The sequence below is a fragment of the Bradyrhizobium sp. SZCCHNR1051 genome (assembly GCF_032489615.1).
Classification (GTDB): Bacteria; Pseudomonadota; Alphaproteobacteria; order Rhizobiales; family Xanthobacteraceae; genus Bradyrhizobium.
The window spans coordinates 107976-126746 of record NZ_JAUEYJ010000023.1 but is presented as its reverse complement, the minus strand read 5'-3'; the positions used below and the strand labels follow the sequence as shown (position 1 = coordinate 126746).

Sequence of the window (18771 nt, the reverse complement as noted above, 5' to 3'; positions counted from 1 at the left end):
GTGGCCGAAAACTGCTCGTCGAGAAGGAGAGTGAGGCACGCAATGCGGCCCGTTCGGCCACCCACGGCAAAAAAGCGCAATCGCGTGCCAAGCGCCCGCGATGCAATTCACCCGGTCAAGCCGAGCCCGAAATTGCGGCGGCACAACCTGCGTAACCTCGGCCCCGTCGATGAGAGCGCGGGCAAGTGCGCCGAAGTGGCGATGGCGGAGGCGAAGAAGGCGCATGATCGTCTCATCGAAGCGATCGACATTCTTCCCGAGGGGATCGTGTTCCTCGACGCCGACGGCCGCTACATTCTCTGGAACAAGAAATACGCCGAAATCTACAACCGCAGCTCGGACCTGTTCGAAGCCGGCGCGCGGCTGCAGGACACCATCCGGGTCGGCGTGGCGCGGGGCGACTATCCGGAAGCCGCCGGGCGCGAGGAGGAATGGATCGCCGAGCGGCTGGAGAGGCTGTTCCAGCCGAGCGGCCGCCACGAGCAGAAATTGTCCGACGGCCGCACCATCCTGATCGAGGAGCGCCTGACCGGCGATGGCGGGATCGTCGGCCTGCGCGTCGACATCACCGAATTGAAGCAGCGCGAGGAATCGTTCCGCCTGCTGTTCGACGGCAATCCGGTGCCGATGATCGTCTGCGCGACGGATGATGGGCGCGTGCTCGGCGTCAACGAAGCGGCGGCCCAGCATTACGGCTACAGCCGCGCCGCCTTCGAGCGGCTCGGCATCCGCAACCTGCAGGCCTATGAGAGCGAGCCGCCCTGGGCCGGCGAGCAGTCCGCCGAGGAGCAGGCGGCGCGCACCTGGAAGCATGTCCGCGCCGATGGCGCCCTGATCGATCTCGCGATCTATTCACGCCATCTCGTCCACAACAGCCAGCCCGCCGTGCTGCTGGCGCTGATGGACATCACCGAACGCAAGCGCGCCGAGGCGCGGCTCGCCTTCCTGGCCCAGCACGATGCACTGACCGGCCTGCCGAGCCGCAACCTGCTGCGCCAGAAGATCGATGACAAGCTCGCCCAGATGCGGCGCGGTTCCGAGAAAATCGCCGTGCTGGTGCTCGGCCTCGACCATTTCAAGTCGATCAACGACACGCTGGGCCACGCCGTCGGCGACCGGCTGCTGCGCGGGGTCGGCAAGCGGCTGCGCTCGATCCTGCGCCAGGAGGACATCGTCGCCCGTCTCAACTCCGACGAGTTCGCGGTGGTGCAAGGCGGGCAGGCACGGCCGGAGGATGCGGCCCAGCTCTGCCGCCGGCTGTTGCAGGCGATCGCCGATCCTTATCTCATCGACGGCAGCTCGGTGACGATCGGCGCCACGATCGGCATCGCCATGGCGCCGAACGACGGCGACGATGCCGAGAAGCTGCTCAAGAACGCCGACATGGCGCTGTCGCGCGCCAAGAACGAGACGCGCGGCACCTTCAGCTATTTCGAACCCGGCATGGATGCCCGCGCGCAGAGCCGGCGCAAGATCGAATCCGAGCTGCGCGAGGCCATCCAGCGCGACGTGCTGCAGCCGCATTATCAGCCGCTGATCGACCTCTCGACCGGACGCATCACCGGGTTCGAGGCGCTGGTGCGCTGGCCGCATCCCGAGCGCGGCATGATCCCGCCGTCGGAGTTCATCCCGGTCGCCGAGGACACCGGCCTGATCTCGGCGCTTGGCCGCGCGATGCTGCGCCAGGCCTGCAGCGACGCCGCGAAATGGCCGGACGACGTCCGCGTCGCCGTGAACATGTCGCCGCTGCAGTTTCGCGTCGGCAACGTGCTGTCGCTGGTGATGGACGTGCTGAAGCAGTCGGGCCTGCCGCCGAGCCGGCTCGAGCTCGAGATCACCGAGACCCTGGTGCTTGAAAAGAGCGGCCAGGTGCTGGCGACCCTGCATGCGCTACGCGCGCTCGGCGTCCGCATCTCGATGGATGATTTCGGCACCGGCTATTCCAGCTTGAGCTATCTGCGCAGCTTTCCGTTCGACAAGATCAAGGTCGACCAATCCTTCATCCGCGATCTCGCCGCCAATCGCGAGGCGCAGGCGATCGTCCGCTCGATCGTCAGCCTCGGCAAGGGGCTCGGCGTCATCATCACGGCCGAGGGCGTCGAGACCGAGGCGGAGCTCCGCTGTCTGCGCGCCGAGGGCTGCCATGAAGGGCAGGGTTATCTGTTCAGCCGGCCCCGGCCCAATGTCGACATCGTCCGGCTGTTGCAGGCGCAGCGAGATGCCATGGACGGTGCCTCATCTGGCAACGCGCTGGTGGCTTGAGCGAGCGACGCTGGCTGATGTCGGGCGCGCCTCGAAGCGCCGGCGATACGCCGCGGGCGATGTTCCGACGATGCGACGGAAAGCGACGCGAAACGTTTCGAGTGACCGGTAGCCGCACTGCGCCGAGATGTCCGCCAGGGAGAGCGTCGCAGTCTCCAGCAGCTCCCGCGCCCGCGCCATGCGCTCCTGCTGCAGCCAGGCCGCAGGGCTCGCGCCAGTGCTGTCCTTGAACGACCGCAGCAAGGTGCGCTCGCTCATCCCGGCGCGTTTTGCCATCGCGCTGATCGCAATCGGCTGCGCCAGTCGCGCCCGCGCCCAGTCCATGACCTCGCCGATCGTCCGTCCCGGGCGCGCCTGGACCGGTGCGACGACGTACTGCGCCTGCCCGCCGTCCCGGTGCGGCGGCATCACCAACCGCCGCGCAACGGTGTTCGCAACCTTGCTGCCGAAATCACGCCGGACCAGATGCAGGCAGGCGTCGATGCCCGCCGCGCTGCCGGCCGAGGTGATGACGTTGCCCTCGTCGACATAGAGCGTGTCCTCCTCGACCTGAATGCGGGGGTAGAGCCGCTTCAGGTCGGGGATGTGCCGCCAATGCGTCGTGGCGCGTTTGCCGTCCAGCAGGCCTGCGGCTGCGAGCACGAACACGCCGGAGCAGATCGACAGGCATCGCGCGCCGCGCGCAGCCGCCTGCGAGATGGCGCGCAGCAGGCGCTCGGGCGGCCGCTCGGTGCGATCGCGCCACCCCGGCACGATGATCGTGCGGGCGTCCTTCAGGCGCGCGAGCGGCGCGCCGGCCTCAACGACGATGCCGCCGATCGCGCGTGACCGCCGTCCCTCGGCCGAGACCACCTTGAACCGATACCAGGAGAAATCGAACTCCGGCCGCGGCAGTCCGAACACTTCGACCGCGATGCCGAACTCGAACGTGCACAGCCCGTCATAGGCAATGACGGCGACGAGGCCGGGATCCTGACGATGGCTGCTGGCTGCGGCTGGCGGCATTGGCGGAAACTTACCGGACTTTGTCGGATCCGTCACTTGGGGCGCCGGGCATCTCGGGCGAGATTCGGGTCTGTTGACATCACCGAATGGAGACCCAATGACCACGCGTGTCACCGAAGTACCCGCCGCTCCCTCAGCGCTGGCGCTCCAGCATTTCGAGGCGATGCTCGGATTCGAGACCGATTGCTGGGACGTTCACGAGAGCCTCCGCGCGGCCGCCCCGGACTTCATCCTGGTCGACGTCCGCGGCCCGGCCTCGTTCGCGAAGGGCCACATCGCGGGCGCCATCAACATTCCGCACCGAACCATGACCGCGGAGCGGATGGCAGAGTATCCGAAGACCGAGCTTTTCGTCGTCTACTGCGCCGGTCCGCATTGCAACGGCGCCAACCGGGCGGCCATCCGCCTCGCGCAGCTCGGGCTGCCGGTCAAGATGATGATCGGCGGCATTGCCGGCTGGCTCGACGAGGGCTTTGCGCTCACGCCGGGCGGCTGAGCGCAAGCGGCCCGCCAGCTACGCGGCCTTGCGCAGGCCGGCGAGGAAGGTGTCGACGCTTTTGAACAGGTCGTTCGCACGCTTGCCGAGGTCGCGCGTGGCGACCATGACGTGGTCGGCGAGCTGGCGTGACTGCTCGGCGGCGTCACTGGCGCCGACGACGTTCTGCGACACCTCGTTGGTGCCGGACGCCGCTTGCTGGACGCTGCGCGCGATCTCGCGCGTCGCCGAGTCTTGCTGCTCGACGGCGGCGGCGATGGTCGCGGCAATGCCGCTGATCTCCTGGATCGTTGTGCTGATGCCGCCGATGGCGGTCACGCAGTCAGACGTCGCGGCCTGGATCGAGGTGACCTGGCCGGCGATCTCTTCCGTCGCCTTGGCGGTCTGGCCGGCCAGCTCCTTGACCTCGGCGGCCACGACCGCGAAGCCGCGGCCCGCCTCGCCGGCACGTGCCGCCTCGATGGTCGCGTTGAGCGCCAGCAGGTTGGTCTGGCTCGCGATCGCGTCGATCAGGCGCAGCACGTCGCCGATCCTCTCGGCGGCTGCGGCGAGGCTGCCGACCATCTCGGTGGTCTGGCGCGCCTTGACGACCGCGGCATCGGCGACCTTGCTGGAATGCGCGACCTGGCGGCCGATCTCGGTCACCGAGGAGGCGAGTTCTTCGGAGGCCGCGGCGACGGTCGACACGCCGCTCGAGGCTTCCTCGGACGCGGCAGCGGCGGCCGCTGCGCGCTGCGAGGTGCCGTTGACGCTGACGGTGATCTCGTGGACGACGCGCTCCATGTCCGCCGTGGCTTTGGCAACCGAGGACACCACGCCCTTGACGTCGGCCTCGAACCGGTCGGCCATCTGCCGCTGCAGCGCCTGCTTCTCCTGCTCGGCGCGGTGCTGCGTCGCCTCCTGCGCCTCGCGCAGGCTGGCCGTCTCGATCATGTTGCGGCGGAACACGTCGACCGCCTGCGCCATCGTGCCGAGCTCGTCCTTGCGCTGGCCGCCGGGGATCGCGACCTCGGTGTCGCCGCTCGACAGCCGGTGCATGACGGCGGTGATCGCGACCAGCGGCCGCGAGATGCCGCGGGCGACGAACAGCGCGACGATGACGGCAAGCAGCAGGATCACGACCGTGCCGATGATCAGCTGCTGCTGCGCGCTGCTGGCTGCGGCCTCATAGGCCGTGGTGTCCTTGATCAGCTCGAGCACGGCGATCGGGTCGCCGGCGTAGTTCCTGATCTGGCCGGCATAGACCGCGGCGGGCTTGCCGGCCAGGGTGGCATCGCGCAGCAGCGCCGTGCCCTTGAACACCGCGAGCACCTCGTCCGGCGTGGCGACGACATCGTCGCCGAACGTCGACGACAGCCGCTTCGGCTGCCCGTTGTCGATCCAGTAGACCGCGAGATCGATGCCGAAGCGCTGCTTGGCGCGCTCGACGAATTCTTTGCCGAAGGCGGCGCCGACGTCGACGGTCGCGATCACCTTGCCGTCGCGCACGATCGGCGTCATCCCGAAGATGCCGAGCGACAGCCGGCTCTGCTCGACGCCGGCGATCAGGCGGCCGGTCTGGTTGGCCTGCACCACGGTGATGCGGCGCTTGGAGGTGTCGTCGCCGAACACCTTGGGCTCGTGCACGCGATAGAAATTGGTGGCCGGCGGCGCCCATACGTTCACCAGCGGAATGCCTTGCGCCTTCAGCGATGTCATGGCGCCGCCGAGCAGGGCGCCCAGCGCGTCGCGGTCGCCCTTGAGGTAGGCATCGGCGATCGGCGGCAGCGCCGCCAGGGTGGAGCTGACCGCCAGCGCGGCGCGGCCTTCATAGTCGATGCCGGCCGACACGCTGTCGAACTGCAGCTTGAGTTGCTGCTCCAGCGCCAGCCGGGTCAGGGTGCGCTGCTGGATGACGGAGAAGGTGCCGAGCACGGCACAGGCGATGGCGACGGTGAGCGAGAGCGCGACGATGAGGCGGGCGGAGATGGACCGGAGGCGGGACATTCGGGGCATTCCTTGCTTTGCAGCAAGGGTCCCAGAATACCATTAAGGAACGAATACCGTGATTCTACGGGGGCGCGGATTGTTGATCATCCTTACGGACATCCCCTCCTCTCCGCGCGGGTTGCAGGGCCGTGATTGCTTCTCACTGGTCCACACGTCGTCCGTACGCGAGTGCAATACCTCTGAAACGAGCGTGTAGGCTGTGCCTTTATATCGGGCTCGCGCCAAGGGCGAGTGCCACCGCGCGCTGTCGTGGCGCTCCTGGGATTGATGTTGTCGGGCTGCGCCGGGCAGGGCGGCAGTCCGTCGGAGCAGTCGGCTGGCGCGAATGCGTCTCCGACCGCCGATCCGCTCGATGGCGAATGTTGGAGAAGGGCGCGTCTGATCTCGTTGCCCAAAATCAACAAGCCGCTCAAGAGCTCACTTCAGTCCGTAGTACCGCAATGCCGCTTCGGTCAGCACATTAGTAGCAACAGCCATTCCTGCTTTCCAGGTTCCGTCGGCAGCTTTGCCAATGTTCTTCACGATCCACCCCTTGGCCCTAGGCCCAAACGGCTCAGCTTTGCTATCTGGCTTCTCGGAAGCAATAACCGTGGCTAGTTCTTGCGCGTCCGATTTCGCTATGCCTGCCTTTGTCAACGTGTTTACGAAAGCATCTCGGTCGCCTGCTGAATTGTTGAAAGAGAATAGAGCGTTGTCCCCAGTGTTCGAAATTGATGTTACATTGCCGTTGATTACCTGGTGCGTAATCTGTGTCACTCGATCATGATCCTTGCTGAATTGATTTGTCGGCGAGATACCCAAGCCAATCTCGACCGCATCAGGAACTGACTTTTCCAACTGGATAGTCAGTTCGAGAATCTTGGCTCGAACAACGTTCTGTATTTCTACCAGAGCCCCGACCGATATTATGCCGGTTACGCTGTTGCAGGCATAATCTTCGTATACGTTACCTTGTAGCAGAAGGATCAGGTTTGACGCATTGATATGCAGAGTCTGTCCTGGGTCTTGCTCTGCACCTACAAGTTTATCGATGCCTGCGATGCTTTGGCGCATGTGGCTGAAATTCCAGCTGGCGCCCGCAAATTTCTCAATTAAGTACGGAGGTATGGGAGCATTCTGCATTCCGCTCCCAAACGGACCTGTAAAGGTGGCTTTGTAAGCTATCGGGATCTTTCTGTAGTCCGGTAAATCAATATCGGAAGGGTAGCCCTCAGACTCGTGTTTGACCCATTCCTCAAGAGTCTCGCTACCTAAACGTGATGCTAGAAGACGCAGCTTAAGCAGAATTGGACCTAACGGCTTTCCTTCGACTAATGATCCTTGAATATCCCTCAATAAACTCATTATTGGTCTCCCGGTCTCTAACGACGGACTTATCTAAGGTAGCACGCCGGTTGTGTCGGGACACCACACTGCCTCAGCTGTCGACCTTGAGCGCGGCGATGAAGGCTTCCTGCGGGATGTCGACCTTGCCGAACTGCCGCATCTTCTTCTTGCCTTCCTTCTGCTTCTCCAGAAGTTTTCTTTTACGCGTGATGTCGCCGCCGTAGCACTTGGCGGTGACGTCCTTGCGCAGCGCGCGCACGGTCTCGCGCGCGATCACCTTGCCGCCGATCGCCGCCTGGATCGGGATCTGGAACATGTGCGGCGGGATCAGGTCCTTCATCTTCTCGACCATGGCGCGTCCCCGGCCTTCGGCGCGGGTCCGGTGCACCAGCATCGACAGCGCATCGACCGGCTCGTTGTTGACGAGGATCTGCATCTTGACGAGGTCGGCCGGCTTGTAGTCGGTCAGGTGATAGTCGAACGAGGCGTAGCCCTTGGAGACCGATTTCAGCCGGTCGTAGAAGTCGAACACCACCTCGTTGAGCGGCAGGTCGTATTTGACCATGGCGCGGCTGCCCACGTAAGTGAGCTCCTTCTGATTGCCGCGGCGGTCCTGGCAGAGCTTGAGCACGCTGCCGAGATATTCGTCAGGCGTCAGGATGGTGGCCTCGATCCACGGCTCCTGGATCTCGGCGATCTTGACCACGTCGGGCATGTCGACCGGGTTGTGGATCTCGATCTCCTCGCCGTCGGTCAGCTTCATCTTGTAGATGACGCTTGGCGCGGTCGCGATCAGGTTGAGATCGAACTCGCGGGAGAGGCGCTCCTGGATGATCTCGAGGTGCAACAGGCCGAGGAAGCCGCAGCGGAAGCCGAAGCCGAGCGCGGCCGACGTTTCCATCTCGAAGGAGAAGCTGGCGTCGTTGAGGCGGAGCTTGCCCATCGCGGCGCGCAGGGTCTCGAAATCATCGGCATCGACCGGGAACAGTCCGCAGAACACCACGGGGATTGCCGGCTTGAAGCCCGGCAACATCTCCGTCACCGGCTTGCGGTCGTCGGTGATGGTGTCGCCGACGCGGGTGTCCGCCACTTCCTTGATCGCGGCGGTGATGAAGCCGACCTCGCCAGGGCCGAGTTCGTCGACCTGGGTCATCTTCGGCGTGAAGAAGCCGACGCGCTCGACGTCATAGGCCGCACCCGTGCCCATCATGCGGATGCGCTGGCCCTTCTTCATCACGCCGTCGACGATGCGCACCAGCACGACGACGCCGAGATAGACGTCGTACCAGCTGTCGACCAGCAGCGCCTTCAGGGTGGCGTCGCGATCGCCCTTCGGCGGCGGCAGCCGGGTGACGATCGCCTCCAGCACGTCGGGAATGCCGAGGCCGGTCTTGGCCGAGATCATCACGGCATCGGAGGCATCGATGCCGATGACGTCCTCGATCTGCTGCTTGATCTTCTCGGGCTCCGCCGCCGGCAGGTCGATCTTGTTGAGGACCGGGACAATCTCGTGGTTGTTGTCGAGCGCCTGGTAGACGTTGGCGAGCGTCTGCGCCTCGACGCCCTGGCTGGCATCGACCACCAGCAGCGAGCCCTCGCACGCCGCCAGCGACCGGGAGACTTCGTAGGCGAAGTCGACGTGGCCGGGCGTGTCCATCAGGTTGAAGATGTAGTCCTTGCCGTCCTTGGCACGATAGCGCAGGCGCACGGTCTGCGCCTTGATGGTGATGCCGCGCTCGCGCTCGATGTCCATCGAATCGAGCACCTGCTCCTTGCCCGCCATCTCGCGGTCCGACAGCCCGCCCGTCATCTGGATCAGGCGGTCGGCGAGCGTGGACTTTCCATGGTCGATATGGGCGACGATGGAGAAGTTGCGGATGTTGGGAATGGGGGCGGTCGTCATGGGTCGCGCAGATAGCACCCCAAGCCCCCAACCAGCAACCATATTGCTGAATTTCCAGGGCCTTTCTTCACGGCAAGCTGATTCCCCGGGCGCTGAAAACAGGCTACCGAGGGCGGATGTCGAGTACCTCTCTCCCGCCTCTCGCGGCGCGCATGCGCGGCCGTTTCGGACCGCGGCGAATCTCCGCCTGGCTGGTGGCGCGCGCCACGGCGCCGGCAACGTCGATCTGGGTCGTCATCGGCTTCGCGGTGGTCCACGCGGTGCTGTGGACGGCGATCCTCACCAATCTGAAGGCAGCGCAGGACGTCCACATGGACGTCGCCGAGGCCTATGCCTGGGGCAGCCGCTTCCTGCTCGGCTACGGCAAGCATCCGCCGCTGTCGGGCTGGATCGCCGGGCTGTGGTTCGCAGTGTTTCCGGTCAAGGACTGGGCGACCTATGCGCTGGCGATGGCCGTGAATGGCAGCGGCCTCGTGATCGTCTGGCTCGCGAGCCTCAAGGTGGTCGACCGCCGCCGCGCCTTCTTCGTCGTGGTGATGGTCGCGCTGTACCCGATCTTCAATTTCAAGGGCTTCAAGTACAACGCCGACCTGGTCCAGCTGCTGACCCTGCCGCTGTTGGTGCTGGCCTATCTCAACGCGTTCGAAAAGCGCAGCGCCGCCTCCGGCCTGTGGCTCGGCCTCGCCGGCGCGGCGGCGCTGATGACCAAATACTGGGTGCTGACCATGATCGGCGCCATCGGCCTTGCGGCACTGCTGCACCCGGAGCGGCTGCGCTTCCTGGCGTCGCCCGCGCCCTGGGTCGCCATCGTCACGATGCTGGTGGCGATGATCCCGCATCTGGTCTGGCTGTGGCGGGTCGATTTCGTCGCCATCACCTATGCCGGGGACGTCTATACGCTGTCGGATCGCGGCCGGGCCGCCGAGCTCGTGCTCGGCTATGTCGGCCACAATCTCGCACTGCTCGCTTTGCCGGTCGTGTTGGCGGCACTCGTGTTGGCCTGGCCGCCGCGCTTTGCGTTTCACAACTGGCGCGGCGGTCCCAATCCCGGCGTGAATGTGAGCCAGGCGATCAATGTCTGGCTGGTGCAGGCGATCGTCGCCGTCGGGCCGCCTCTCGGCGGGCTCGCTTTCACGATCTACATGAAGACCGATTGGGGCATCTCGCTGTTCTTCCTGGTGCCGCTGGCGCTGGTCGCGATCCCCGCGCTGCGGCTGCGGCGGGTCATGGTGCCGCGGCTCGCCGCCGTCTGGCTCGTCCTGTCGCTGCTCACGCTGATCGCCTCGCCCTGGATTGCCCGGCGCGAGATGGCCGCCAATCCGAACGGCGCCACCGGCTATGGCGCCCGTTCGGAGCTGGCGCGGGAGCTGACCAAGGCCTGGCACGCCCGGTTCGGCTCGCCCTGGCCCCTCGTGGCCGGCTTTTCCGAGATGAACACGCCGATGACCTTCTATAGCCCGGACCACCCGCGGTCGTTCACGGTGCCCACCACGGCGGAGGAGACCTGGAGTTCCGGCCTGAGCACGCTGGAGGACCTCAAGCGCGAGGGATTCATCGGCATCTGCGACACCACCGACAACCGGATCGCGGCCTGCGAGGCCTGGATGGCCAAGGAGGCGCCGAAGGCCGAGCCGCTGGTGATGACCACCCAGCGCTTCTTCCACGGCCAGGCGGGCCCTGCAATCGTTTGGAAGGTGTATATTCAGGGACCGGGGAGATAGCTTCGCTGTCGTCCCGGCCAAGCGCTCCTGCGCGCGAGGCCTCCCGATCACCGGAGCAGGGTATCGAGCCGGCGGATCAGCTCTCCGACCCGGCCTCCGCCGGGCGGTGGACAAGGATAACGTCTGAGGACGTCCACGACCTCTTGAGAAGCAAGAAGCCGTGATCGCGCGAGGTAGTCAGCGCCGACGGCGGGAACGTCTCCGGCTGAGATTTCGAAAGCTCGCGCCGCGTGGCCGGCAGCTCCGAGGATGTGCTTGACCTGGGAAGGGTTCGGGAGGGGATGAAGGAAGCCCGCGCCCGCCGCGGCGAGGGCAGCGCGAGCGGCCTCATAGGCCGCGCGCAACCCCTCATCGCGGGCCTCGATTGCCGCCCGCTGCGCCGCCCACGCGCTATCCCGTAGGGATTTGCTCCGACTCCTGCCGCTCGCAAAGCTCCGGGCGGCCTGTATTGCGGCTCGTGCGCGAAGATCATCCGGTCGGTCGCGTTCGAAGATCGCCAGCGCCGGAAGTGCAGAGAGGGCTGCGTATTCAGCCACCGCTCGCAGGTCTGCCTCGCTCAGCCGAATAGCGCTATTGGACATGCCATCCTTACCGCGTCGCTATGCGAGGATAGGCGCACATCGGGTAGAATGCCCATTGCGGCAGGCAAAGCGAGGTTCGGGAGTCCCTCACACGCCTTCTTCGTGGAACTTGTCGTTCACCAGGTCGGTGATCGCCTGCAGCGCGGCCTCCGCCTCGGGCCCGGTGGCGGACACCAGGATCTTGGTTCCCGGCGCCGCCGCCAGCATCATCAGGCCCATGATCGAGCGGCCGCCGACGGTCTCGCCGCCGCGCGTCACCCAGACCTCGGCCTGGAACTTTTCGACCATCTGCACGAATTTCGCCGAGGCCCGCGCGTGCAGGCCGCGCTTGTTGGTGATCAGCAGCTCTCGCGAGAGGGCTCCGGCAGGGACCGCCGGGCCGGCGACGTTGTCCTGCGGGGCGTCCTCGTCGCTCATTTGCCGGCGAGCACGCGGCTGGCGATGGTGACGTATTTGCGTCCTGCCTCCTGCGCCATGGCGATGGCGTCGGGCAGCGAGCGCTCCTCGCGCACCTTGGCGAGCTTGACCAGCATGGGCAGGTTGATGCCCGCGAGCACCTCGACCTTGGGCCGGCTCATGCAGGAGATGGCGAGGTTCGAAGGCGTGCCGCCGAACATGTCGGTGAGAATGGCGACACCGTCGCCGGTGTCGACGCGGTTCACGGCTTCGATGATGTCGCTGCGACAGAGATCGGAATCATCGTCGGCGCCAATCGTGACCGCTTCGATTTGTTTTTGAGGGCCCATGACGTGTTCCAGCGCCGCCTTGAACTCGTCGGCGAGGCGCCCATGGGTCACCAGTACCAGGCCAATCATCGGATACTCCTCGCGGGCGCCTTGGGTGCACCGCACGAACGCGCCACTTTGACCATCCGGAGCCCCCGCGCAAGAGGGCATATTCGCGAGCCTCCCGGATTCTGGCATACAGAATGGGAGCTGGCGGCGGTCTAATCGGTCGCGATAGTGGGGCTGATATGGTTACCAATTTGCTCCACACAATCGGCCGAAAGATTACCGGAACATGAAAGTCGGGGTGGTAATAAGCTCTGCTACAACCAAAGGGAGGGGTGGAAAACCCGGCCCAACCGGTATGCGTGGCAATTTGATACCGTTGAGATGAATGCGAAGCGATTCGGCGTTCGGCAGGCGGGCGGCATCCTCGGCCATCAGGTCGACCACCAGCCCCAGTTTCGCCTCCGACACATGGTCGCAGGCGCGGATTCCAAGGCCGCGGATCTCGATCAGTCCGGCCAGAGCGGGTGCGGGACTTACCCACATTTCCCCGCCGCGTGTGGCGAGATGAACACGGTCGTCGCCCACCAGAACCGTCGGCGGCAGCTGTCCCGCGCGTCCGGCGAGCATCAGATCGAAGGCGAGACGGGATTTGCCGGACCCGGAGGGACCCCGGATCAGGACGGCCAGTTCCCCCACCTGGACGGCAGACGCATGGATGCTCGCCGCTTCGGTCGTCACGACGCCGGCAGCCGGACGATGAAGCGGGCCCCGGCCGAGGTCGGATGTCCGTCGGCGTCGACAGGGCCGGGCCGGTTCTCGGCCCAGATCCGCCCGCCATGGGCGTCGATGATCTGCTTGGAGATCGATAGGCCCAGGCCGGAATTCTGGCCGAAGCCTTGGTGCGGCCGGTCGGTATAGAACCGCTCGAAGATGCGCTGCAGGGCATCCTCGCGAATGCCGGGACCGTCATCATCGACCGTGATCTCGATCTCCGAGCGCACGCGTCGGCAGGTGATGCGTACCTTGCCGCCGGCGGCGGAGAACGATTGCGCATTCGACAGCAGGTTGGAGATCACCTGGCCGAGCCGCGAATCATGACCGGGCACCGAGAACGTGTCGTTGGCGCCGCGGCCCTCGAACCGGACCTCGACGGCGACGTCGGTGCCGAGCTTGGTCTCGTTGGCGACCGAGGTCAGCGTGTTCAGGAGGCGGCGCAGATCGACCAGGGTCATGTCCTGGCGCTGCAGCTCGGCATCGAGCCGGCTGGCGTCGGAAATGTCGGAGATCAGCCGGTCGAGCCGCTTCACGTCGTGCTCGATCACGGCGAGCAGGCGGGCGCGGCTGTTGTCGTTGCGCGCCAGCGGCAGGGTCTCGACCGCCGAGCGCAGCGAGGTCAGCGGGTTCTTGAGCTCGTGGGCGACGTCGGCGGCGAACATCTCGATCGCCTCGATGCGGTTGTAGAGCGCGTCCGTCATGTCGCGCAGCGCGCCGGAGAGATGGCCGATCTCGTCGCGGCGGCGGGTGAAATCGGGAATCTCGACGCGGGTCTTGATGCGGCGGCGGACCCGCTCGGCACTGTCGGCGAGCCGGCGCACCGGCCCGGCGATGGTGCTGGCGAGCAAGAGCGACAGCACGATCATGACCGCGGAGGCAACGCCGCCGACCTTCAGAATGGCGAGACGCTCGGCGGTGACCATCTGATCGATGTCGTCGCCCTGCGTCGACAGCATCAAGGCGCCGTGGATGGTGCGCGAGCGCTGCACCGACACCGCGACCGAGACGATGACCTCGCCGCGCGAATTGACCCGGACCATGCTGCGCTTCTGGCCCTTCAGCGCGTCGGCGACTTCCTCGTAGCCGTTGCCGTTCTCGGGACCATATTCGCGGTACAGCGGCAGGTCGCCGCGATTGAGCCAGGTGCGTACCGAGATCAGCGCGCGCTCGACGAAGCCGGGCTTCTCGCTCGACGGCGGTGGCAGGTCGAAGCGCAGCACGTTCTCGAGATTGCGGCTATCGAGCAACAGGCCGCCATTCGGGTCATAGATGCGTGCGCGGGTCTTGGTCGGCGAGATCAGCGTGCGCAGCACCGGTGCGACGCGTTCCGGATTGATCGGGAAGTCGAGCGGCGAATATTCGTCCGGCGCGCCGTAGCTCTCGCCGGGCTTGAGATCGAGCAGGCGCTCGGGATCGATGGTGATGGTGTTGGTCTGCACGGTGGCCGAGGCGGCGATGGCGCCGGCGATGATCTCGGCCTGCACCAGAAGGCTCTGCGCGCGCGCATCGATCAGTCCGGCGCGGAACTGCGACAGGTACAGAATGCTTGCAACCAGTGCGAGCAGGCCGGCGATGTTCAGCGAGACGATGCGGCGGGTGAGGCTCGAGAACGACAGCGCGAACAGGAACTGTCCGGCGCGGCGCAGCCAGCTCAGCGGACGCTGCCAGCCGGAGACCTGCGGGGTCTCGTCCGCCGCCTCGGACGCGATCGTCGCCGCGGCGTCGTGGGCATTCACGGCTGGGTCAAGCTGCGTGCGATCGAGCAATGTGAGTGCTCCGATTCCGAATTTCGTAGGGGTCGTGCGGCGAATTCCCGTGAGAACTCGACTTGCCGCACCCGAATTCGCCGCAACAATGGCCCCGTTCCGGCATCTGCGCTCGGACAAACGCGCAGGAGGCGTAGCCTATCCAATCGAGACCGCGACGTCAGCGCGCAATTTCGCATGACGTCGCGCAAGGCAATGCTTCAGGTCCCTTGCTTCAGAGCTATCGTTTCAGGTTTCCTTGAAGCGATAGCCGACGCCGTAGAGGGTCTCGATCATCTCGAACTCCTCATCGACCATCTTGAACTTCTTGCGCAGCCGCTTGATGTGGCTGTCGATGGTGCGGTCGTCGACATAGACCTGGTCGTCATAGGCCGCGTCCATGAGCGCATTGCGGCTCTTGACCACGCCCGGACGCTGCGCCAGCGCCTGCAGGATCAGGAACTCGGTGACGGTCAGCGTGACCGGCTCGTTCTTCCAGGTGCAGGTGTGACGCTCCGGATCCATGCGCAGCAGGCCGCGATCGAGCGCCTTGGCGTCGTTCTCCTTCGGCAGCGCCGTCGGATCCTTCGGCTGCGAGCGACGCAGCACGGCCTTGACGCGCTCGACCAGCAGGCGCTGCGAGAACGGTTTGCGGATGAAGTCATCCGCACCCATCTTCAGGCCGAACAGCTCGTCGATCTCCTCGTCCTTGGAGGTGAGGAAGATCACGGGCAGGTCGGACTTCTGCCGCAGCCGCCGCAACGTCTCCATGCCGTCCATGCGCGGCATCTTGATGTCGAGGATGGCAAGGTCGGGTTGGCTGGTCCGGAATCCGTCGAGCGCCGATGCACCATCGGTATAGGTCATGATGCGATAGCCTTCGGCCTCGAGCGCGATCGAGACGGATGTCAGAATGTTGCGGTCGTCATCGACCAAGGCGATTGTGGGCATGAGCCTGCTTTCAGAGTCTGGTTAGCCGAGACACGAGAATCGAGCTAAGGGCCGCATAACTGGGCTTCGAACATGGTCAACGAGCAATGCAAGCTGGGCTGAAGTGTGACCGAGTTCCACAAATAGCATGGCAAAGTTTGTGCCCCGCCCAAGTTTGTGGTCCGTTTAGCCGAAAAAAGGCCTTCATTGCAACTGCTTGGACGAGGGAAAGATGATGTCTGCGAGCTTTAACCCTAACCGCGTGACGCATTCCCTGCTGCGCCGGAGCCGGCAGGGCGCACTTGCAACCTTGATGGTTGGCTCGGGCGATCCCTACTGCTCGCTGGTCAATGTCGCTACTGCGTCCGATGGTGCTCCGATCATCCTGATCTCGCGATTAGCCGTGCACACCAGGAATGTACTTGCCGATTCGCGCGTGTCGCTGATGCTCGATGAACGCGCGCCCGGCGATCCGCTCGAAGGTTCGCGCATCATGCTGTCGGGAAAAGCCGAGCAGGCCAGCGACGACAATCGCGAGATGCTGCGCCGTCGGTATCTCAATGCGCATCCGTCTGCTGCGGACTACGCGGATTTCGCCGACTTCTCGTTCTTCGTGATTCGCCCGTCAGGCACGCATCTCGTCGCCGGATTCGGCCGCATCGTCGATCTCAAGCCCGAGCAGTTTCTCACGGATATATCCGATGCTGACGAACTGATTCTGGCAGAGCAGGGCGCCGTCGATCACATGAACGAAGATCATCGCGAGGCGCTCGCCCTCTACGCGACGACGCTGCTCGGCGCCGAAGCCGCGGAGTGGCGGTGTAGCGGCTGTGACCCGGAGGGATTGGATCTGATGGCCGACGGCAGGACGCTGCGGCTGGAGTTTCCCGAGCGCGTGACCACGCCCGGGGCATTGCGCAAGATGCTGGTGAGGCTTGCTGACGAGGCCCGCGCGAAGTGAGGTGTAGTTCGAGCGCGCCTTGATGGCTGTGCTCATCCTCTCGTGACGACGGCGAAGTTCACACATGAACGCAGTTGCCGTGAAGCTCGATGTGCACGCTCCCTGCCCAGCAGAAGGTGAGCGCCGCGCAAACCCACGGCGTGGGCGCGGGTGAGCTCGTTGACGTCGCGGCCGGGAGAATCGGATTAAGTGATCCCGCAAGCGCGAGACAATCGTGAATGGAAGCTGGCTGATCGGATGGGCGACGACACGGCTGATCACCGACGCATTTCGTCGCTTGGTCTTCGCTTGCCCGCGCGAATTCGTCGATTTGAGCGTCGTTCGTCGTTCTCGTGAAACCCAACCGCGCTGATATATCTGTTGCGTTGCAGCATCTCAGCGGAGCGCAGGCGGTTGCCGCTGGAATGTGCATGACGCGGCAAAACATGAGCTACGTGCATCACGGCTTGCCAATAACCAATTGGGCCGGATCGTCTTGGCAAGACCAGCGTTGATCAGTATTAGGTCGGCGACCGCGCTTCGATAAGGCGATGTAACGGCAACGGTCACCGCGCAACGCGCGCGACTGCGCGCAACAGATGCGGGCTCTCAGGAGGGATCTTCGTGCAAGAGACGGGTATTCGCAACGGCGCCTTCGGTGCCGACAAGTTCGGCTTAAAGAACCTCAAGCAGGTGCACTGGAATCTCGGCGCTCCTCAGCTCTATCAGTATTCGCTGGCGGCGGGCGAGGCTGTGCTGTCGGCCGATGGGGCGCTGTGCGCGGATACTGGTGAGTTCACCGGTCGCAGCCCGAAGGACAAGTTCACGGTGCGCGACGCCTCCACCGAAAAGATGTGGTGGGCGGGCAACCAGGCGATCACGCCCGAGCAGTTCGAGGCGCTGCATCAGGACTTCATCAAGCACGCCGAAGGCAAGACCCTGTACGCGCAGGACCTCTATGGCGGCGCCGATCCCACCTTCCGCATCAAGACGCGCGTCTTCACCGAGCTCGCCTGGCACTCGCTGTTCATCCGCACCCTTCTGATCCGCCCCGAGACCATCGAGCTCGACACCTTCGTGCCGGAGCTCACCATCATCGACATGCCGAGCTTCCGTGCCGATCCGAAACGTCATGGCGTGCGCTCGCAGAACGTCGTCGCGATCGATTTCACCCGCAAGATCGTCCTGATCGGCGGGTCTTATTATGCCGGCGAGATGAAGAAGAGCGTGTTCACGACGCTCAACTACTATCTGCCCGAGCGCGGCGTGATGCCGATGCACTGCTCCGCCAATGTCGGGCCGAAGGGCGACACCGCGGTCTTCTTCGGCCTGTCCGGCACCGGCAAGACCACGCTGTCGGCCGATCCGAACCGCACCCTGATCGGCGACGACGAGCATGGTTGGGGCCCGTCCGGCGTGTTCAACTTCGAGGGCGGCTGCTATGCGAAGTGCATCAAGCTGTCGAAGGAAGCCGAGCCGCAGATCTTCGCGGCGTCGACCCGCTTCGGCGCCGTGCTCGAGAACGTCGTGCTCGATGAAGATACGCGCGTTCCCGATTTCGACGACGGCTCCAAGACCGAGAACACCCGCTCGGCCTATCCGCTCGACTACATCCCGAACGCCTCGCGCACCGGCCGCGCGCCGCATCCGAAGAACGTCGTGATGCTCGCCGCCGACGCCTTCGGCGTGCTGCCGCCGATCGCAAAGCTCTCGCCGGCCCAGGCGATGTACCACTTCCTGTCGGGCTATACCGCCAAGGTCGCCGGCACCGAGCGCGGCTTGGGCTCCGAGCCGCAGCCGGAATTCTCGACCTGCTTCGGCTCGCCGTTCCTGCCGCTCGATCCGTCCGTCTACGGCAACATGCTGCGGCAACTGATCGCCGACCACAATGTCGACTGCTGGCTGGTCAACACCGGCTGGACCGGCGGCAAGTACGGCACGGGCTCGCGCATGCCGATCAAGGTGACGCGTGCGCTGCTGACGGCGGCGCTCGACGGCAGCTTGCGCAACGTCGAGTTCCGCACCGACAAATATTTCGGCTTCGCGGTGCCGACCGCGCTACCGGGCGTGCCGACCGAGATCCTCGACCCGGTCAACACCTGGAAGGACAAGGCCGAGTTCGACAAGACTGCGCGCGCCCTGGTCGGCATGTTCCAGAAGAATTTTGCCAAGTTCGAAGCCCAGGTCGATGCCGAGGTCCGTAACGCCGCGCCGGATCTGAAGCTGGCGGCGGAGTAGGGCTGCAAACGTCAAAGGGGGCGGTCGCGTTGCGGCTGACCCCACATTTTCCCGCTCCGCCCCGTTCAATGCACGAGAGGCGCGAGCTCAAGCCATACCCACAGCTGTCGTCCCGGCGAACGCCGGG

Annotated in this window: 15 protein-coding genes; 5 read left to right on the top strand and 10 right to left on the bottom strand. The window is 65.0% G+C overall.

The genetic code is table 11. The features are described 5' to 3' along the window. The first annotated feature begins 42 nt into the window (after window positions 1-42). Window positions 43-2262: a putative bifunctional diguanylate cyclase/phosphodiesterase gene (locus QW868_RS26320; protein WP_316231887.1), complete on the top strand. Its 2220-nt coding sequence runs from the start codon at window positions 43-45 to the stop codon at window positions 2260-2262. Here the strand turns inward: QW868_RS26320 and ftrA are convergent. Further along, window positions 2236-3267, bottom strand: a complete 1032-nt coding sequence (ftrA, locus tag QW868_RS26315; protein WP_315735007.1) for a transcriptional regulator FtrA — start codon at window positions 3265-3267, stop codon at window positions 2236-2238. The two genes, QW868_RS26320 and ftrA, sit on opposite strands and share 27 nt — an antisense overlap. 97 nt (window positions 3268-3364) lie before the next feature. Between ftrA and QW868_RS26310 the strand changes: the two genes are divergently transcribed. Further along, on the top strand, window positions 3365-3763 hold the full coding sequence (locus tag QW868_RS26310; RefSeq protein WP_316231886.1) for a rhodanese-like domain-containing protein: 399 nt from the start codon (window positions 3365-3367) through the stop codon (window positions 3761-3763). Window positions 3764-3781: 18 nt separating this feature from the next. Here the strand turns inward: QW868_RS26310 and QW868_RS26305 are convergent, their stop codons facing one another. From QW868_RS26305 to lepA, 3 genes are all read right to left on the bottom strand, one after another. Then, complete coding sequence (locus tag QW868_RS26305; RefSeq protein ID WP_316231885.1) at window positions 3782-5749, bottom strand: methyl-accepting chemotaxis protein; 1968 nt, start codon at window positions 5747-5749, stop codon at window positions 3782-3784. 420 nt (window positions 5750-6169) lie between these two features. Further along, window positions 6170-7096: a hypothetical protein gene (locus tag QW868_RS26300; RefSeq protein ID WP_316231884.1), complete on the bottom strand. Its 927-nt coding sequence runs from the start codon at window positions 7094-7096 to the stop codon at window positions 6170-6172. A 73-nt stretch (window positions 7097-7169) separates the two neighbouring features. Continuing rightward, window positions 7170-8981: a translation elongation factor 4 gene (lepA, locus tag QW868_RS26295; RefSeq protein WP_315735001.1), complete on the bottom strand. Its 1812-nt coding sequence runs from the start codon at window positions 8979-8981 to the stop codon at window positions 7170-7172. Between the two features lie 116 nt (window positions 8982-9097). Here lepA and QW868_RS26290 point away from each other — a divergent pair, with 116 nt between their 5' ends. Continuing rightward, the gene (locus QW868_RS26290; RefSeq protein WP_316231883.1) at window positions 9098-10702 is read left to right on the top strand and encodes a glycosyltransferase family 39 protein; all 1605 of its coding nucleotides are present in this window, start codon (window positions 9098-9100) and stop codon (window positions 10700-10702) included. 47 nt (window positions 10703-10749) lie between these two features. Here QW868_RS26290 and QW868_RS33615 read toward each other — a convergent pair whose 3' ends face one another. The 6 genes from QW868_RS33615 to QW868_RS26265 form a co-directional block, all read right to left on the bottom strand. After that, window positions 10750-11283 (bottom strand): putative immunity protein, encoded by a 534-nt coding sequence (locus tag QW868_RS33615; protein WP_410051326.1) that lies wholly within the window; start codon window positions 11281-11283, stop codon window positions 10750-10752. A gap of 87 nt (window positions 11284-11370) precedes the next feature. Then, on the bottom strand, window positions 11371-11700 hold the full coding sequence (locus QW868_RS26285; RefSeq protein ID WP_315734997.1) for an HPr family phosphocarrier protein: 330 nt from the start codon (window positions 11698-11700) through the stop codon (window positions 11371-11373). Further along, complete coding sequence (locus QW868_RS26280) at window positions 11697-12098, bottom strand: PTS sugar transporter subunit IIA (RefSeq protein WP_315734995.1); 402 nt, start codon at window positions 12096-12098, stop codon at window positions 11697-11699. The genes QW868_RS26285 and QW868_RS26280 overlap by 4 nt, the downstream gene beginning before the upstream one ends. Before the next feature lie 195 nt (window positions 12099-12293). Then, window positions 12294-12755: an HPr kinase/phosphatase C-terminal domain-containing protein gene (locus QW868_RS26275; RefSeq protein WP_315773606.1), complete on the bottom strand. Its 462-nt coding sequence runs from the start codon at window positions 12753-12755 to the stop codon at window positions 12294-12296. Further along, window positions 12752-14557: a sensor histidine kinase gene (locus QW868_RS26270; protein ID WP_315734990.1), complete on the bottom strand. Its 1806-nt coding sequence runs from the start codon at window positions 14555-14557 to the stop codon at window positions 12752-12754. Before QW868_RS26270 ends, QW868_RS26275 begins: the two co-directional genes overlap by 4 nt. A gap of 228 nt (window positions 14558-14785) precedes the next feature. Beyond that, window positions 14786-15487 carry a response regulator transcription factor gene (locus QW868_RS26265; protein ID WP_006611449.1) on the bottom strand — a complete coding sequence of 234 codons (702 nt, stop codon included), beginning with the start codon at window positions 15485-15487 and terminating at the stop codon, window positions 14786-14788. 214 nt (window positions 15488-15701) lie between these two features. Between QW868_RS26265 and QW868_RS26260 the strand changes: the two genes are divergently transcribed. Further along, window positions 15702-16427, top strand: coding sequence for a HugZ family protein (locus tag QW868_RS26260; RefSeq protein WP_315735716.1), 726 nt, complete (start codon window positions 15702-15704; stop codon window positions 16425-16427). A 603-nt stretch (window positions 16428-17030) separates the two neighbouring features. Beyond that, entirely contained in the window at window positions 17031-18644 is a 1614-nt protein-coding gene (locus tag QW868_RS26255) for a phosphoenolpyruvate carboxykinase (protein WP_315734988.1), read from the top strand. Window positions 18645-18771: the final 127 nt, after the last annotated feature.

Bases quoted from the DNA above. Each gene is read 5' to 3' on its own strand.
- QW868_RS26320 (WP_316231887.1), top strand. From the start codon at position 43: ATGCGGCCCGTTCGGCCACCCACGGCAAAAAAGCGCAATCGCGTGCCA.
- ftrA (WP_315735007.1), bottom strand. From the start codon at position 3,267: ATGCCGCCAGCCGCAGCCAGCAGCCATCGTCAGGATCCCGGCCTCGTC.
- QW868_RS26310 (WP_316231886.1), top strand. From the start codon at position 3,365: ATGACCACGCGTGTCACCGAAGTACCCGCCGCTCCCTCAGCGCTGGCG.
- QW868_RS26305 (WP_316231885.1), bottom strand. From the start codon at position 5,749: ATGTCCCGCCTCCGGTCCATCTCCGCCCGCCTCATCGTCGCGCTCTCG.
- QW868_RS26300 (WP_316231884.1), bottom strand. From the start codon at position 7,096: ATGAGTTTATTGAGGGATATTCAAGGATCATTAGTCGAAGGAAAGCCG.
- lepA (WP_315735001.1), bottom strand. From the start codon at position 8,981: ATGACGACCGCCCCCATTCCCAACATCCGCAACTTCTCCATCGTCGCC.
- QW868_RS26290 (WP_316231883.1), top strand. From the start codon at position 9,098: ATGTCGAGTACCTCTCTCCCGCCTCTCGCGGCGCGCATGCGCGGCCGT.
- QW868_RS33615 (WP_410051326.1), bottom strand. From the start codon at position 11,283: ATGTCCAATAGCGCTATTCGGCTGAGCGAGGCAGACCTGCGAGCGGTG.
- QW868_RS26285 (WP_315734997.1), bottom strand. From the start codon at position 11,700: ATGAGCGACGAGGACGCCCCGCAGGACAACGTCGCCGGCCCGGCGGTC.
- QW868_RS26280 (WP_315734995.1), bottom strand. From the start codon at position 12,098: ATGATTGGCCTGGTACTGGTGACCCATGGGCGCCTCGCCGACGAGTTC.
- QW868_RS26265 (WP_006611449.1), bottom strand. From the start codon at position 15,487: ATGCCCACAATCGCCTTGGTCGATGACGACCGCAACATTCTGACATCC.
- QW868_RS26260 (WP_315735716.1), top strand. From the start codon at position 15,702: ATGTCTGCGAGCTTTAACCCTAACCGCGTGACGCATTCCCTGCTGCGC.